We start from the raw sequence: 14,393 nt of genomic DNA, 5'->3' as shown, positions 1-14,393 counted from the left end.
GCCGCCGAAAACTGTTCCGCGGAGAAGGGAGACATCATGGTGGACGTCCTCATCATCGGCGCCGGCCCGACCGGCCTCACCCTCGCGGTGGACCTCGCCCGGCGCGGGATCCGGCACCGGATCATCGACCCCGGCTCGCGCACCGGCTCGCGCGGCAAGGGCCTGCAGCCGCGGACGCTGGAGGTCCTCGACGACCTCGGGGTGATCGGCGCGATCCTCGACGCGGGCGGGCTGTACCCGCCGATCCGCGCCTACGCGGGCGGCGATGTCGTGTGGGAGGGGCGGATGGGCGAGACGAAGGACCCGACCGACGCCGTCCCGTACCCGAACGGGCTCATGGTGCCGCAGTGGCGCACCGAGGAGATCCTCCGCGACCGGCTCGCGGAACTGGGCGGACGCGTGGAGCAGGCCGAACTCGCCACGTTCACCCAGGACACGGACGGCGTGACCGCGACGCTCACGGACGGTACGACGGTGCGCGCCGCCTACCTCGTCGGTGCGGACGGCGGCCGGAGCGTCGTCCGCAAGACCCTCGGCATCCCCTTCGCGGGCGAGACCCGGGAGGAGGAGCGCGCGCTCATCGGCGACGTCCGGACCGCCGACCTCGACCGGGACCACTGGCACATGTGGGCCGATCTGGAGACGCGGACCCCGCGCGTCGGCCTCTGCCCGCTCGCCGGGACGGACGACTTCCAGTTCACCGCCCCCATCGGGCCGTCGGAGGACCCGGAACTCACCCTGGCCACCTACCAGAAGGTGCTGGAGGCCGGCACCGGCCGCACCGACATCCGGCTGACCGACCTGACGTGGAGCTCCGTCTACCGGGTCAACATCCGGATGGCCGAGCGCTTCCGGGACGGCCGCGTCCTCCTGGCCGGCGACGCCGCCCACGTCCACTCGCCGGCCGGCGGGCAGGGCCTCAACACCGGCGTCCAGGACGCGTACAACCTCGGCTGGAAACTGGCCGGCGTCCTCGGCGGCGGTCCCGCGGCCCTCCTCGACACCTACGAGGAGGAGCGCCTCCCCACGGCCGCCGGTGTGCTCGGCATCAGCACGAGGCTCTACGAGAAGGCCGCCCAAGGGCAGGCGGACGCTTGGAAGCGCGGAGAGGAGACCCAGCAGCTCCTGCTCGGCTACCCCGACAGCTCCCTGTCCGCAGGGCCGCTCGGCGGCATGCGCGCCCCGGACGCCGTCCTTCACGACACGTCCGGCACCCGGCACCGCCTGCACGACCTGCTGCGCGGCACGCACTTCACCGTGCTGGCCTTCGGGACGGAGTTCGAGCACCCCGGCGTCCGCGTCGTCACGATCGGTGACCGAGGCGACTACCGGGAGCCCGCCGACGCGGCCCGCTCCTTCTACGCCCAAGCACCGATGGCGCTGATCCGCCCGGACGGCTACATAGCCGCCACCGGCGACGCCGCCAAGATCCGAACCCACCTGAACCGCCTCCACCGCTCCCGTTGATCTGCGGCGTGTTGTTGTTATGGAGGCGCTCATAACAACAACACGCCGCAGGTCAACGATGGGGCGGGCGGGGGGTTGCTCGCGGGCCGTAGGATCGGGGGCCGAGTGTTTCCGATCCTGCGGAGCTGGCCCTACCCATGACTGATGGCGATCCGCTGGAGGACGTTCGGGCGCTGCGGGGCGAGTTCGGGATCGACGGGCGGCGGATCGACCAGATCGGCCGGCTGCTGCTCGGCGGGGAGTTCCGCTCGGTCGAGGAGGTCGTCTCCCTGACCGGGACGTCGCGGCGCACGGTCGAGGCGGTCTTCCGGGCGGTGGAGCCCGATCTCGAATCGTCCGGCGACGGGAAGCGCATCGCGAAGGCGCAGGCCGGGAAGTACGGCGGCGTCTTCGATGAGCGGGAGCCGTTCGGCGCCCGGGACATGTGGACGGAGGCGGCGCGCCGCGACCCGGCCGTCCTGGCGGCGACGGCCGCGCTGATCGGCGCGGCGCCGCCGCCGGTGCAGGCGCTCGACCACGTGCCCGCCACCGCCGAGACCGTGGTCAAGCGGGCCCGGTTCATGCTCGACGGCTTCGACCTCGCGGGCGCGCACGTGCTCTTCGTCGGCGACCACGACCTCACGTCGCTGGGCCTGTTCGCGGCCGGCGGCGCGCCCGGACTGCGGGCGAGCGTCGTGGACGTCGACGAGCGGCTGCTGGAGTTCATCGACGGCGAGGCGGCCCGGCGGGGCTGGGACGTGCGCTGCCACTTCGCCGACCTGCGGCTCGGGCTGCCCGCCGCGCTCCGCGAATCCGCCGACCTGGTGCTCACCGACCCGCCGTACACGCCGGAGGGCGTCCGGCTGTTCGTCGCGCGCGGCCTGCAAGGGATGCGGGACCAGCGCAACGGGCGGGTCCTGCTGGCCTACGGGTTCGGCGAGCGGCAGCCGGCGCTCGGGCTCGCCGTCCAGAAGGCGCTGCACCCGCTGCACCTCGCGTACGAGGCGATGCTGCCCAATTTCAACCGGTACGTGGGCGCGCAGGCCGTGGGCAGCGCGGCGGCGCTGTACGTGCTGCGCCCCACCCGGCGGACGGCCGCCGCCGCCCGCGCCGCCGCCGACGACGCCCGCACCGCCATGTACACCCACGGCGTCCAGTCGGTGGAGGCGTCCGGCGGCCTGGACGCCGAGGCCGCGGCCCGGGTCATCGCACTCGGCGCGGGGGAGAAGGCGCTGCTGGTCGGCGACGACTGGCCCGCGGACGCCCCCGGCCGGCGCATTGGGCTGCCCGCCTTCCTGGGCGCGCCGCTGCCCCGCAACCTGCAGGACCACGGCACCGTCCTGGTCAACCTCTATCCGGGTTTCGGGGCGTCGGCGGTCCGGGCGCTGCTGGCCGCGAACGCGCCCCGGGCCGTCCTCGTCTGCCGCAACGACCTGCCGTTCCTCAAGGACGCCGAGGGGCAGCGGGAGTTCGCCCGCCTCATCGGGCCCAAGTACCGGATCGACCGGTTCCTGCGCGGCACGCCCGGCCCGGCCCAGGCCGTCGTCCTCGCGGAGAGGGCGCGGCCGGACGATCTGCCCGGCCCCGACCGGGTCCTCGGGTTCGTCTACGGGCGGGCGCACGGGAAGCTCGGCAACGGCTGGCGGGAAGGGCTCATCGCGCTCCAGAAGGCCGCCGGGCGGACGCTCACCAAGAGCGAGGCCCGCGCCGCCGTCGAAGCGGCCGCGACCCGCCCCGAACTGCTGGAACGGTCGCCGATGGATCTGCCGGCGCACCTCTTCGCCGTCCTCGGGGCGGACGTCGAACGGTCGGTCGCGGCCCTGCCGGGCTGATCCGGGACGGCTCAGGCGCGCGTCCGGTTCGTCCCGCCGTCGGCGTGCAGGACCTGCCCCACGAGCGTCGGCATCCGCTCGTCGGCCAGGAACGCCACCGTCGCCGCGATCTCCGCGGGCGTGGCGATCCGGCCGAGCGGCACCCGCGCGGCCTGCCGGTCGCGGAACTCGTCGGCGGGCATCCCGATGGACTGCGCGCGCTCCGCGAGCCGCTGCGTGTCGATCACGCTCGGCGCGATCGCGTTCACCGCGATGCCGAGCGGCCCGAGCTCCCGGCCGAGCGACTTGGTGAGCGCGACGATCCCGGCCTTGGCCGCCGAGCAGGCGGTCGCGTCCGGCAGCCCGATCAGGCCGCCCTCCGACGCGATCAGCACCATCCGGCCGCCGCCGCGCTCCACCATCCCCGGCATGACGGCCTGCGCGCACGCGAACGCCCCGCCGAGGTCGACGTCGATGACCCGCCACCAGTCGTCCAGGTCGTGCTCGGCGAACGGGGCGGTCGACAGCAGGGTGGCGCCGGCGACGAGGATCCCGACGTGCCCGCCCGCCCGCTGCTCGACCTCGGCGACCATCGCCGCGACGGCCTCCGGGTCGGCGACGTCCGCGGGCGCGGCGACGCCGCCCAGCTCGCGGGCGAGACCGGTCAGGTCCCGGCCGGGGCGGTCGTTCACCGCGACCCGGTGCCCGTCGGCGGCCAGCCGCCGCGCGACCGCGGAGCCGAGGCCCCCGCCCGCCCCGGTGACCAGCGCGATCGCCATCAGATCACCATCCCCGAGTTGGGCGAGAGGACCTCGCCGGCGCAGAACGTCGCCTCCTCCACCAGGTAGGCGACGGCGAACGCCACCTCCTCCGCGGAGGTGAGCCGCCCGGTCGGCAGCGACTGCAGGAAGGCGGGCCGGCGCCACGGCGAGTCCGGCGGGAGCATCGGCGTGTCGGTCGGGCCGGGCGCCACCGCGTTCACCCGCACCCCCGACGGCGCCAGCTCGGCCGCCAGCGACCGGACGAGCCCGAGCACCGCGCCCTTGGCCGCCACGTAGTGCGCCTCCCCGTCCCCGCCGCCGATGGCCAGGTCGGACGAGACCGCGACGACGGTGCCGCCGCCCCGCTCCGCCATGCCGGGCGCCACGGCCCGGCACACGTTCACCACGCCGCCGAGGTGCACCCGCAGCATCCGCAGCCAGTCCGGCCAGGCGATGTCGGACACGGGGACGATCGCGTAGTGCCCGGCCGCGCACAGCGCCGCCTCGATCGGGCCCATCTCCCGCTCGATCCGCCGGACGGCCGCGTGGACCTGCTCGGCGGCGGCCACGTCCACGCCCACCGTGTGGTCGGCGTCCGGCGCCGGGACGAGGTCCAGGGCGGCCGTCGTCCAGCCGCGCCCGGCCAGCTCGCGCACCGTCGCGCCGCCGATCCCGCCGGCCGCGCCGGTGACGAGTGCGACTCGCTCGCGCATCCGATCACCCCGAAACTAGGTTCGAAGTTCCAGACAAACCCGACATAACCGCAGGTAGCAAGGGGCTCGGCGCCTTATTGTCCGAACGCACCGCGCCACGCCCGGACCATCGTGCCCTTCTCCAAAGCATGGTTCTCCCAAAACACGGTCACGGGCACCGGCGCCGCCGCGCCGGGGTGAGAGGGTGAAGCCGTGAGCAGCGATCCCGCGGTGCCGCAGCACACCGTCCGGCAGCTCCTGGAGGTGGCGCGCTTCCGGCTGCGCCTGGTCGCGGGCGAGCCCGGCCTCGACCGGCCGCTCCGCTGGGCGCACTCGACCGAGCTGCCCGACCCCTCGCCCCACCTGCGCGGCCACGAGATCGTCCTGACGGTCGGCGCGTCCCTGCGCGAGCCGGGCGCCTGCGCCGCGTTCGCCGAGGCGGTGAAGGCCGGCCGGGCGAGCGCCATCGGCTACGGCGTCGGCGACGTGACCGCCGAGGTGCCGGTGGAGCTGCGGGAGGCCTGCGAGCGGCTCGGCCTGCCGCTGCTGGAGGTGCCGTCCGAGGTGCCCTTCCTCGGCTTCACCGAGTGGTTCGCCGAGCGGCTCGCCTCCACCGCCGACGAGCGGCACGAGCGGGAGGAGACCGGGCGCCTGCTGCGCATGGTGCAGCAGGGCCTCGCGTCCCCCGAGGCGGTCCGCGAGCGGATCGACGACGCCGGGCTCGACCCGGCGGCCCTGCTGGTGATCGCGATGGACGGCGTCGAGGAGGAGCTGCCGGGCGTCCTCGGCCTGGACGGCGACCTCGCGCTGCTGATCACCAACGACGCGCACGCCTGGAGCGAGCCCGCCGGCGTCGGCAGCCCCGGCCCGCTCGACCACCTGCCGGTGTCGCTCACCGAGAGCCTCGCCGCGCTGGAGTCCGCCCGCCGCTCGGGCGGCGTCGTGCACGCCTCCGACCTCGCCACCTTCCAGGCCCTGCTTGGCCGGCTCGACCAGGATCAGCTGGCCCCGTTCGCCGAACAGATCGCCCGCCCGCTGAAGGAGTACGACAAGGCGCACGGCACCCGGCTGATCGAGACGCTCCGCACCTTCCTCGACATGGGCGGCGCGGTCGGAGCCACGTCCCGCGCCCTGTACCTGCACCCGAACACCCTCCGCCACCGCCTCTCCCGCATCGAGGCCCTCACCGGCCGCGACCCCCTCCAATTCGAGGACCGCGTGGCCCTGGCCATAGCCGTCTGGGCCGCCCGCTGACCCGCCGCGAGCGGAATGCGGCGAATCAGCCTCTTCAGCCACCTGCGGCGCTGCAATCCCAAGTGCACCCGGCCGGTCGCGTGAATAACGTCCCGAACTCAAATGCGGACAGGGCCGAATTTCGCGTTTCTAGGCGTCCCGCGGCCGGCGGGTCTAGGTTTGCGGGTGACATGCCGGAGCCGTATCCCGGAAGGAGCGCCCGACCGATGACGGACCCCAGCGGCGGCCAGGACCGAGGGCCGGAAGCGAAGATCAACACCGACGTTCCGCAGTCCGCCCGGATCTGGAACTACTGGCTCGGCGGCACCGACAACTACGAGATCGACCGGATCGCCGGCGACCAGTACGTTTCGCTCTATCCCGGAATCGTGCCGATCGCGCGCGCGGGACGCTACTTCATGGACCGCGCGATCAGGTTCCTCGTCCTCGAACGCGGGATCCGCCAGTTCATGGACTGCGGCACCGGGCTCCCCACCGTCGACAACACCCACGAGATGGCGCAGCGCGCCGCGCCCGACGCGCGGGTCGTCTACGTCGACAACGACCCGCTCGTCCTCGCGCACGCGCGCGCCCTGCTGACGGGCACCGCCGAGGGACGGACGTCCTACATCGACTGCGACCTGCACGACCCGAAGACGATCATGGCGCGGGCGTCGGAGATCCTCGACCTGTCGCAGCCCGTCGGGCTGATGCTGATCGGGGTCATGGGGCACATCGTCGACCCCGACGAGGCGTACGGCGTCGTGCGCGGGCTGCTGGAGCCGCTGGCGTCCGGGAGCTACCTGATCCTGCACGACTCCACCGACCAGAACGAGGCGTTCAACGCGGCGCAGCGCGCCTACGACGAGACCGGCGCCATCCCGTTCCGGCTGCGGAGCCCCGCGTTCATCCGCGCGTACTTCGACGGGCTGGAGATCGAGGAGCCCGGCCTCGTCACCAGCGGCGCGTGGCGGCCCGAAGTGGAGGGGATGGACGCCGAAGATCTTCCGACCCTGTGCGCGGTGGCGCGGAAACCCTGACGCGGAGGAGAGGTCGCGCAGCGTCTTCTTCCCGCCGCGCTGCGTGAAGCTATAGTGAGGGCGGTCGTCAAGCCGATCCCCCCGAGGAGTCCCGTTGGCCTCCGGCACGAGCAACGGCGTCATGAACAGCGGCGTTACGAGCAGCGGCGTCACGAGGACCGGCCGGCCCCGGCCGGCCGGAACCGGGCGCGGCGGCGACGCGCGCCCGCACGGGGACCCGCTCGTCCCGCGCATGCTGCTGGGCCGGCGGCTGCGCGAGCTGCGGGAGCGGGCCGGGCTGTCCCGGCGGGACGCCGGGCAGGCCGTGCACGGGTCCGAGTCCAAGATCGCCCGGCTGGAGCAGGGCCGGGTGGGCAGCCGGCCGCGCGAGGTCGCCCGCCTGCTGGAGCGCTACGGCGCGGACGGCGACGAGCGCACCACCCTGCTCGCCCTCGCCGAGCAGACGACCGCGCGCGCCTGGTGGCACGAGGACGGCGACATCGTCGCGTCCTGGGTGCGCCCGTACCTGAGCGCCGAGCAGGCCGCGAAGCTGGTCCGCACGTTCGAGGCCCAGTTCGTGCCCGGCCTGCTCCAGACCGAGGACTACGCCCGCGCACTGATCGGGCGGGCCGGCCCCGAGGACGAGGTCGAGCGGCGGGTCGAGTTCCGGATGCGGCGCCAGCGCGTGCTGCGCCGCCGGCCGCGCCCGGTCAACCTGTGGGTCGTGCTCGACGAGCAGGCGCTGTGGCGCCCGATCGGCGACGCCGCGACGATGCGCGGCCAGCTCCGGCACCTCATCGAGATGTGCCGGCGGCCGAACGTCACCGTGCAGATCGCGCCGTTCGGCATCTGCGGCCGCGTCGCGGGCGACGCCCCGCTCACCCTCGTCCGGTTCCCGCAGCAGGGGCTGCCCGACATGGTGTACCTCGAGCGCGCCGACCGCGCCGACTACCCGGTCCGGCGCGCCGAGATCGAGCGGCACTGGCACGTCTTCAACACGCTGGTGACCGAGGCCGCGCCGCCCGAGCGGACCCCGCGGCTCCTCGCCGGGATGCTCGCGACGTTCTGACCCGATTTCCCGCCGGCGCCCACCCGGATGAGACACCGGTCTCGCACAAATGAGCCTCCGGGTTAGACGCAAGACTCAACACGAGTCCAATATAACGGAATGGAAAAATTTCCTGACCGGCGGTCATCCGCAGGCGGGACGATCACATATTCCCGGCTGACCACTTCCGGCCTGTCTTCGTAAATGACGGTTATCCGGGAGGGTCGTCCGCGCGGTTTCGGGGAGGTACGTCCCAGGGGCCTCACGATGGGCCATGTTTACCGGGCCTTCGCCCGGATATCGGGCATCGATGACACCCCGCGCCGCCGCCGCCCCGAAGGAATGCCATGTCCGTCAGCGAGCGATTGTGGAACGAGGCCGAGGAACGCCGCACCCGGATCGAACTCCAGTCCAGGGAGAACTTCCCGGTCGCGACCCGCCTTCTCCCCGCGCGCCACCGCGAGCATTTGCTGAACGTCTACGGCTACGCCCGGCTCGTGGACGACATCGGCGACGAGGCCCCGCCGGACGAGCGCGCGGGCCTGCTCGACCTGGTGGAGGACGACCTCGACCGCGTCTACGCCGGGGCCCGCCCTGAACTGCCCGTCCTGCGCGACCTGTCCCGCACCGTCACCGCGTGCCGGATCCCGGCGGAGCCGTTCCGCCGCCTCCTGGAGGCCAACCGCCGCGACCAGGAGGTCACCCGGTACGCGACGTTCGACGACCTGCTCGGCTACTGCGCCTACTCCGCCGACCCGGTCGGGCACATCGTCCTGCACGTGTTCGGCGCCGCCACGCCGGGCCGGCTCGCGCTGTCGGACAAGGTGTGCACCGCGCTCCAGATCATCGAGCACTGCCAGGACGTCGGCGAGGACCACCGCAACGGCCGGATCTACCTGCCGGGGGACGACCTCCGGCGGTTCGGCTGCACCGAGGACGACCTGGCCGCGACGATCACGCCCACCCGGCTGCGCGGCGTCGTCGCCCTCCAGGCCGAGCGGGCGGGAGCGCTGCTGGAGGAGGGCGCCGCCCTCACCGGCCGGCTCCGCGGATTCGCCCGCGTCGCCGTCGCCGGGTACGTCGCGGGCGGCCTCGCCGCACTCGCCGCGCTGGACCGCGGCGCCTACGACGTCCTCCGGACCCCGCCACGGCCGAGGAAGGCGCGACTGCTCGCCGAGTGGTCGCGGACATTGGGAAGGAGATGAGGGGATGGACGCTCCCAGCGCCTACCGCCACTGCGAGAACATCGTGCGCTCGCAGGCGCGCAACTTCTCGTACGGGATCAGGCTGCTTCCCGCGCCGAAGCGCCGCGCGCTGAGCGCCGTCTACGCGTTCGCCCGCCGCATCGACGACATCGGGGACGACCACGGCGCGCCGCCCGCGACCCGGCTGTCCAGGCTCGGCGACGAGCGCGAGCGCCTCGCCGACGCCGCCGCGCACCCGTCCGACCCGGTGCTCGTCGCCCTGGCCGACGCCGCGCACCGCCACCCGATCCCGCTGGAGGCGTTCGGCGAGCTCATCGACGGCTGCGAGGCCGACGTCCGCGGCGAGACCTACGACACCTTCGAGGACCTGCTCTGGTACTGCCGGTGCGTCGCCGGCGCGATCGGCCGGCTGTCGCTCGGGGTGTTCGGCACGTCCGACCCGGGCACGGCCGTGCCCCGCGCGGACGCGCTCGGCGTGGCGCTGCAGCTGACGAACATCCTGCGGGACGTCCGCGAGGACGGGCTGAGCGGCCGCGTGTACCTGCCCGCCAAGGACCTCGTGAAGTTCGGCGTCACGCTGAAGCGCGACGGCGACGGCCGGCTCCTCGACGACCCGGAGCGGCTCGCGAGCCTCATCCGGTTCGAGGCGGACCGGGCCGAGGAGTGGTACGGGACGGGCCTGAAGCTGCTGCCCATGCTGGACCGGCGCAGCGCCGCGTGCGCCGGGGCGATGGCGGGCATCTACCGCCAGCTGCTGAAGCGGATCAAGGCCGACCCGCTCACCGCGCTCGGCACCCGCACGTCCCTCCCGGCCTGGGAGAAGGCGGCCGTGTCGGCGATGGCGATGTCGGGAGTCCGCCGATGACGAGCGCGGCCCGCCCTCCGGGGGAGGTCGCCGTCGTCGGCGGCGGCCTCGCCGGGATCACGGCGGCGCTGGCGCTCCAGGAGACCGGGATCAGGGCGACGGTCTACGAGGCGCGCCCGCGGCTCGGCGGCGCCACGCACTCCTTCACCCGCGACGGGCTGACCGTCGACAACGGGCAGCACATCTTCCTGAAGTGCTGCTCGGCGTACCAGGGGCTGCTCGCCAGGCTGGGCGCGGCGGACCGGGTCCGCGTCCAGGACCGCTTCGACGTCCGCGTCCTCACCCCGGGCGGCCCCGGCGGGCGGCTGCGCCGCGCCAAGGCCCCCGGACCGCTGCATCTGCTGCCCGCGCTCGCCGGCTACCGGCTGCTGTCGCCCGCCGACCGGCTGCGCGCCGTCCGCGCGTCGCTCGCGCTCGACCGCCTCGACCCGGACGACCCGGCGCTCGACCGGCTCAGCATGGGCGGCTGGCTCGCGGGCCGGGGCCAGCGGCGGCAGGCCCGCGACGCCCTGTGGGACCTGTTCGTCACCGCCGCGCTCAACATCCGGCTGGACGACGCGGCGCTCGGCCCGGCCGCGATGGTGTGCCAGACCGCGCTCCTCGGCCGTTCGGACGCCGCCGACATCGGCGTCCCCGCGATCCCGCTCGGCGACCTGCACGGCACGCTCGCCGCCGCGAAGATCGAGCGGGGCGGCGGCCGGATCGAGCTGGGCGCGAAGGTGTCGGCGATCGACGCCGGGCCGAAGCTCGTCGTCAACGGCTCCCCGGTGAGCGCGGACGCCGTCGTCGTCGCGGTGCCGCACCGGCAGGCGTCGTCGCTCGTCCCGGAGGAGGCGTCCCCCGATCGGGAGAGATGGGACGGTCTCGGCTCCAGCCCCATCGTCAACGTCCACGTCGTCTATGACCGGCCGGTCCTGCGGGTGGACGGCAGGGACGAGCCGTTCGTCGCGGCGGTCGACTCGCCCGTGCAGTGGGTGTTCGACCGCACCGCGGTGAGCGGCCTGACGGGCGGCGGCCAGTACCTCGCGGTCTCGGTGTCGGCGGCCGACCGCTGGATCGACACGCCGACCGCGCAGGTGCGCGAGGTGTACCTCGCCGAACTGGAGCGGCTCCTGCCGGCCGCCCGCGGCGCCCGCGTCGCCGACTTCTTCGTGACGCGGGAACGGCACGCCACATTCCGCCAGAGCCCCGGCAGCGGCGCGCTGCGTCCCGGGTCCACGACCCGGCTGCCGGGCCTGTTCCTCGCCGGCGCGTGGACGGACACGGGCTGGCCCGACACGATGGAGGGAGCCGTGCGAAGCGGCCTCACCGCCGCCCGCCTCGTCCGGCGGCACCTGCAGCAGGTGCGGACCGACGGGGTGAGCGGCCGATGACCACCATTCCCCACTCGATCACCGACGGGCGCGCCCTCGTCGACGAGGCGATGCGCACCTTCGCGGGCCGGCTCGACCCGTGGACCCGCCGCGTCGTCGCCTACCACCTCGGCTGGACCGACGAGAACGGCCGGCCGGCGAAGGCGGGCGGGAAGGCGCTGCGCCCCGCGCTGGCGCTGCTGTCGGCCCGCGCCGCCGGCGCGTCCTACGAGACCGCGCTGCCGGGCGCGGTCGCCGTCGAGTTCGTGCACGCGTTCTCGCTGCTGCACGACGACATCATGGACGGCGACCGGACCCGCCGGCACCGGCCCGCCGCGTGGACGGTGTTCGGCCCGTCCGCCGCGATCCTCGGCGGCGACGCGCTGCTCGCGCTGTCGGAGGAGCTGCTGCTCGACCAGCACACGCGGGGGGCGCACTGGGCGGCGCGCGCCCTGGCCGCCGCCACGCAGCGGCTCATCTCCGGGCAGGCGTCCGACCTCGGGTTCGAGCAGTGCGACGCCGTGTCGCTCGACGAGTGCGTGACGATGGCCGCCGACAAGACCGGCGCGCTGCTGGCCTGCGCCTGCTCGATCGGCGCGATGCTCGGCGAGGGGCCGACGGAGCTCGTCACCGGGCTGACCGGGTTCGGCGCCGAGATGGGCCTCGCGTTCCAGCTCGTCGACGACCTGCTCGGCATCTGGGGCAGCCCGGACGTCACCGGCAAGCCCGTCCTGTCCGACCTGCGGGCCCGGAAGAAGTCGCTGCCCGTGGTGTACGCGCTGAACGCCGGGACGCCCGACTCCGTGCGGCTCGCCGAGCTGTACCGGAAGCCGGACCCGCCGTCCGAGGACACCTTGCGCGAGATGGCGCGGCTGGTCGAGGCGGCCGGCGGCCGCGACTGGGCCGCCGAGGAGGCCGACCGCCGCATCGCCTCCGCCGAGCGGCACCTCGACCAGTCCGGGATGGACGCCCTCGTGGCCGCCGAGTTCCGGGACATCGCCCTGTTCGTCACCTCCCGGGACCACTGACCCGGCACGTGCGAGAAGGAGACCGCCGAATGACCACGACGGAAGAGGCGCCGGGGCTCACCGGCGCGGCGGCCGGCGCGCTCGACGCGGCCCGCGCCCACCTGCTCGGCCTCCAGTCGCCGGAGGGCTGGTGGAAGGCCGAACTGGAGACCAACGTCACGATGGACGCCGAGGACCTGCTGCTCCGCGAGTTCCTCGGCATCCGCACCGAGGAGGAGACGGCGGAGGCGGCGCGCTGGATCCGCTCGCAGCAGCGCGCGGACGGCACGTGGGCGAACTTCCACGGCGGCCCCGCCGACCTGTCCACCACGATCGAGGCGTACGTCGCGCTGCGGCTGGCCGGCGACCCGCCGGACGCCGGCCACATGCTCGCCGCCGCCAAGTACGCGCGGGACGCGGGCGGCATCGAGGGCAGCCGGGTGTTCACCCGGATCTGGCTGGCGCTGTTCGGGCAGTGGTCGTGGGACGACCTTCCGGTCATGCCGCCGGAGCTGATGTTCCTGCCGAGCCGGGTGCCGCTGAACGTGTACGACTGGGCGTGCTGGGCGCGGCAGACGATCGTCCCGCTGACGATCCTCGGGTCGCTGCGGCCCGTCCGGTCGCTGCCGGTCGACCTGGCCGAGCTGCGCGGCGGCGCCGTGCCGCCGGACGGCGCGAAGGGCTGGGGGCGGGTCTTCAACGCGCTCGACCGCGTCCTGCACGTGTACGAGAAGGCGCCGGTGCGGCCGCTGCGCCGGGCCGCGCTGCGCCGCGCCGCCGACTGGATCATCGCGCGGCAGGAGGCCGACGGCTGCTGGGGCGGGATCCAGCCGCCCTGGGTGTACTCGCTGATGGCGCTGAACGTCCTCGGCTACGGCCTCGACCATCCCGTCGTCAAGCGCGGGCTGGACGGCTTGGAGCGGTTCACCATCCGGGACGAGAAGGGCCGCCGCCTGGAGGCGTGCCAGTCGCCGGTCTGGGACACCGTCCTCGCCATGAACGCCCTCGGCGACGCCGGCGCCGCCCCCGACGACCCCGCGCTGCTGCGCGCCGCGCACTGGGTCGTCGGCGAGGAGGTCAAGGGCCTCGGCGACTGGGCGGTGCGCCGGCCCGACCTGCCGCCGGGCGGGTGGGCGTTCGAGTTCGACAACGACATCTACCCCGACACCGACGACACCGCCGAGGCGATCCTGGCGCTGCGCAAGGTGGCGCTGCCGGAGGCGGAGGCGCCGATCGAGCGGGCGGTCCGGTGGCTGAACGGCATGGCGTCGCGGGACGGCGGCTTCGGCGCGTTCGACGCCGACAACACCCGCGGGCTGTGCACCAAGCTGCCGTTCTGCGACTTCGGCGCCGTCATCGACCCGCCGTCCGCGGACGTCACCGCGCACGTCGTCGAGGCGCTCTCCAAGGAGGGCCTCGCCGAGTCGCCCGTGGTGAAGCGGGCCGTGGTGTGGCTGCTGAAGGCGCAGGAGGCGGACGGCTCCTGGTTCGGACGCTGGGGCGCCAACCACGTGTACGGGACGGGCGGCGCGGTGCCCGCGCTGATCGCCGCCGGGGTCCGCCCGGAGAAGCCCGCGATCCGGCGCGCCGTGGCGTGGCTGGAGGAGCACCAGAACTCCGATGGCGGCTGGGGCGAGGACCTGCGCTCCTACGAGGACCCGGCCTGGATCGGGCGGGGCGGGTCGACCCCGTCGCAGACGGCGTGGGCGCTGCTGGCGCTGCTCGCCGCCGGTGAGCGCTCCGCCGCCGTGGACGCCGGCGTCCGGTGGCTGGTGGAGAACCAGCGCCCGGACGGGACCTGGGACGAGGACCAGTTCACCGGCACCGGATTCCCCGGCGACTTCTACATCAACTACCACCTGTACCGCCTGGTGTTCCCGATCAGCGCCCTGGGCCGCTATCTGGAAGCCGCCACATGACGCGCCTTTCCGACCTGCGCGGGTCGGGCCGGTCG

The 14,393-nt window shown here is 74.3% G+C and carries 12 protein-coding genes; 10 read left to right on the top strand and 2 right to left on the bottom strand.

Annotated elements, in window-relative coordinates; all coding sequences use genetic code 11:
* Window positions 1–36 precede the first annotated feature (36 nt).
* Both ABFX46_RS02955 and ABFX46_RS02950 read left to right on the top strand, forming a co-directional pair.
* A complete protein-coding gene (locus ABFX46_RS02955) occupies window positions 37–1,467 on the top strand; it encodes an FAD-dependent monooxygenase (protein ID WP_346039769.1) in 1,431 nt (476 codons plus the stop codon).
* Between the two features lie 137 nt (window positions 1,468–1,604).
* On the top strand, window positions 1,605–3,278 hold the full coding sequence (locus tag ABFX46_RS02950) for a bis-aminopropyl spermidine synthase family protein (protein WP_346039768.1): 1,674 nt from the start codon (window positions 1,605–1,607) through the stop codon (window positions 3,276–3,278).
* An 11-nt stretch (window positions 3,279–3,289) separates the two neighbouring features.
* Here the strand turns inward: ABFX46_RS02950 and ABFX46_RS02945 are convergent, their stop codons facing one another.
* Together ABFX46_RS02945 and ABFX46_RS02940 are read right to left on the bottom strand one after the other, a co-directional pair.
* Entirely contained in the window at window positions 3,290–4,036 is a 747-nt protein-coding gene (locus ABFX46_RS02945) for an SDR family NAD(P)-dependent oxidoreductase (RefSeq protein WP_346039767.1), read from the bottom strand.
* Entirely contained in the window at window positions 4,036–4,731 is a 696-nt protein-coding gene (locus tag ABFX46_RS02940) for an SDR family NAD(P)-dependent oxidoreductase (RefSeq protein WP_346039766.1), read from the bottom strand. Before ABFX46_RS02940 ends, ABFX46_RS02945 begins: the two co-directional genes overlap by 1 nt.
* A gap of 192 nt (window positions 4,732–4,923) precedes the next feature.
* Here ABFX46_RS02940 and ABFX46_RS02935 point away from each other — a divergent pair, with 192 nt between their 5' ends.
* The 8 genes from ABFX46_RS02935 to shc all read left to right on the top strand — a co-directional run bounded on the left by ABFX46_RS02935 (window position 4,924) and on the right by shc (window position 14,358).
* The gene (locus ABFX46_RS02935) at window positions 4,924–5,964 is read left to right on the top strand and encodes a PucR family transcriptional regulator (protein WP_346039765.1); all 1,041 of its coding nucleotides are present in this window, start codon (window positions 4,924–4,926) and stop codon (window positions 5,962–5,964) included.
* A gap of 206 nt (window positions 5,965–6,170) precedes the next feature.
* Window positions 6,171–6,983, top strand: a complete 813-nt coding sequence (locus ABFX46_RS02930; protein WP_346039764.1) for an SAM-dependent methyltransferase — start codon at window positions 6,171–6,173, stop codon at window positions 6,981–6,983.
* Between the two features lie 94 nt (window positions 6,984–7,077).
* Entirely contained in the window at window positions 7,078–8,031 is a 954-nt protein-coding gene (locus ABFX46_RS02925; protein WP_346039763.1) for a helix-turn-helix domain-containing protein, read from the top strand.
* A gap of 326 nt (window positions 8,032–8,357) precedes the next feature.
* Complete coding sequence (hpnC, locus tag ABFX46_RS02920; protein WP_346039762.1) at window positions 8,358–9,215, top strand: squalene synthase HpnC; 858 nt, start codon at window positions 8,358–8,360, stop codon at window positions 9,213–9,215.
* Window positions 9,216–9,219: 4 nt separating this feature from the next.
* Complete coding sequence (gene hpnD / locus ABFX46_RS02915; RefSeq protein ID WP_346039761.1) at window positions 9,220–10,080, top strand: presqualene diphosphate synthase HpnD; 861 nt, start codon at window positions 9,220–9,222, stop codon at window positions 10,078–10,080.
* On the top strand, window positions 10,077–11,453 hold the full coding sequence (gene hpnE, locus ABFX46_RS02910; protein ID WP_346039760.1) for a hydroxysqualene dehydroxylase HpnE: 1,377 nt from the start codon (window positions 10,077–10,079) through the stop codon (window positions 11,451–11,453). Before hpnD ends, hpnE begins: the two co-directional genes overlap by 4 nt.
* On the top strand, window positions 11,450–12,460 hold the full coding sequence (locus ABFX46_RS02905) for a polyprenyl synthetase family protein (RefSeq protein WP_346039759.1): 1,011 nt from the start codon (window positions 11,450–11,452) through the stop codon (window positions 12,458–12,460). The genes hpnE and ABFX46_RS02905 overlap by 4 nt, the downstream gene beginning before the upstream one ends.
* Window positions 12,461–12,489: 29 nt before the next feature.
* On the top strand, window positions 12,490–14,358 hold the full coding sequence (gene shc / locus ABFX46_RS02900) for a squalene--hopene cyclase (RefSeq protein WP_346039758.1): 1,869 nt from the start codon (window positions 12,490–12,492) through the stop codon (window positions 14,356–14,358).
* Window positions 14,359–14,393: the final 35 nt, after the last annotated feature.

The organism is Actinomadura chokoriensis, assembly GCF_039529475.1.
GTDB lineage: Bacteria > Actinomycetota > Actinomycetes > Streptosporangiales > Streptosporangiaceae > Spirillospora > Spirillospora bangladeshensis.
This window is presented reverse-complemented; position numbering and strand designations above follow the sequence as displayed.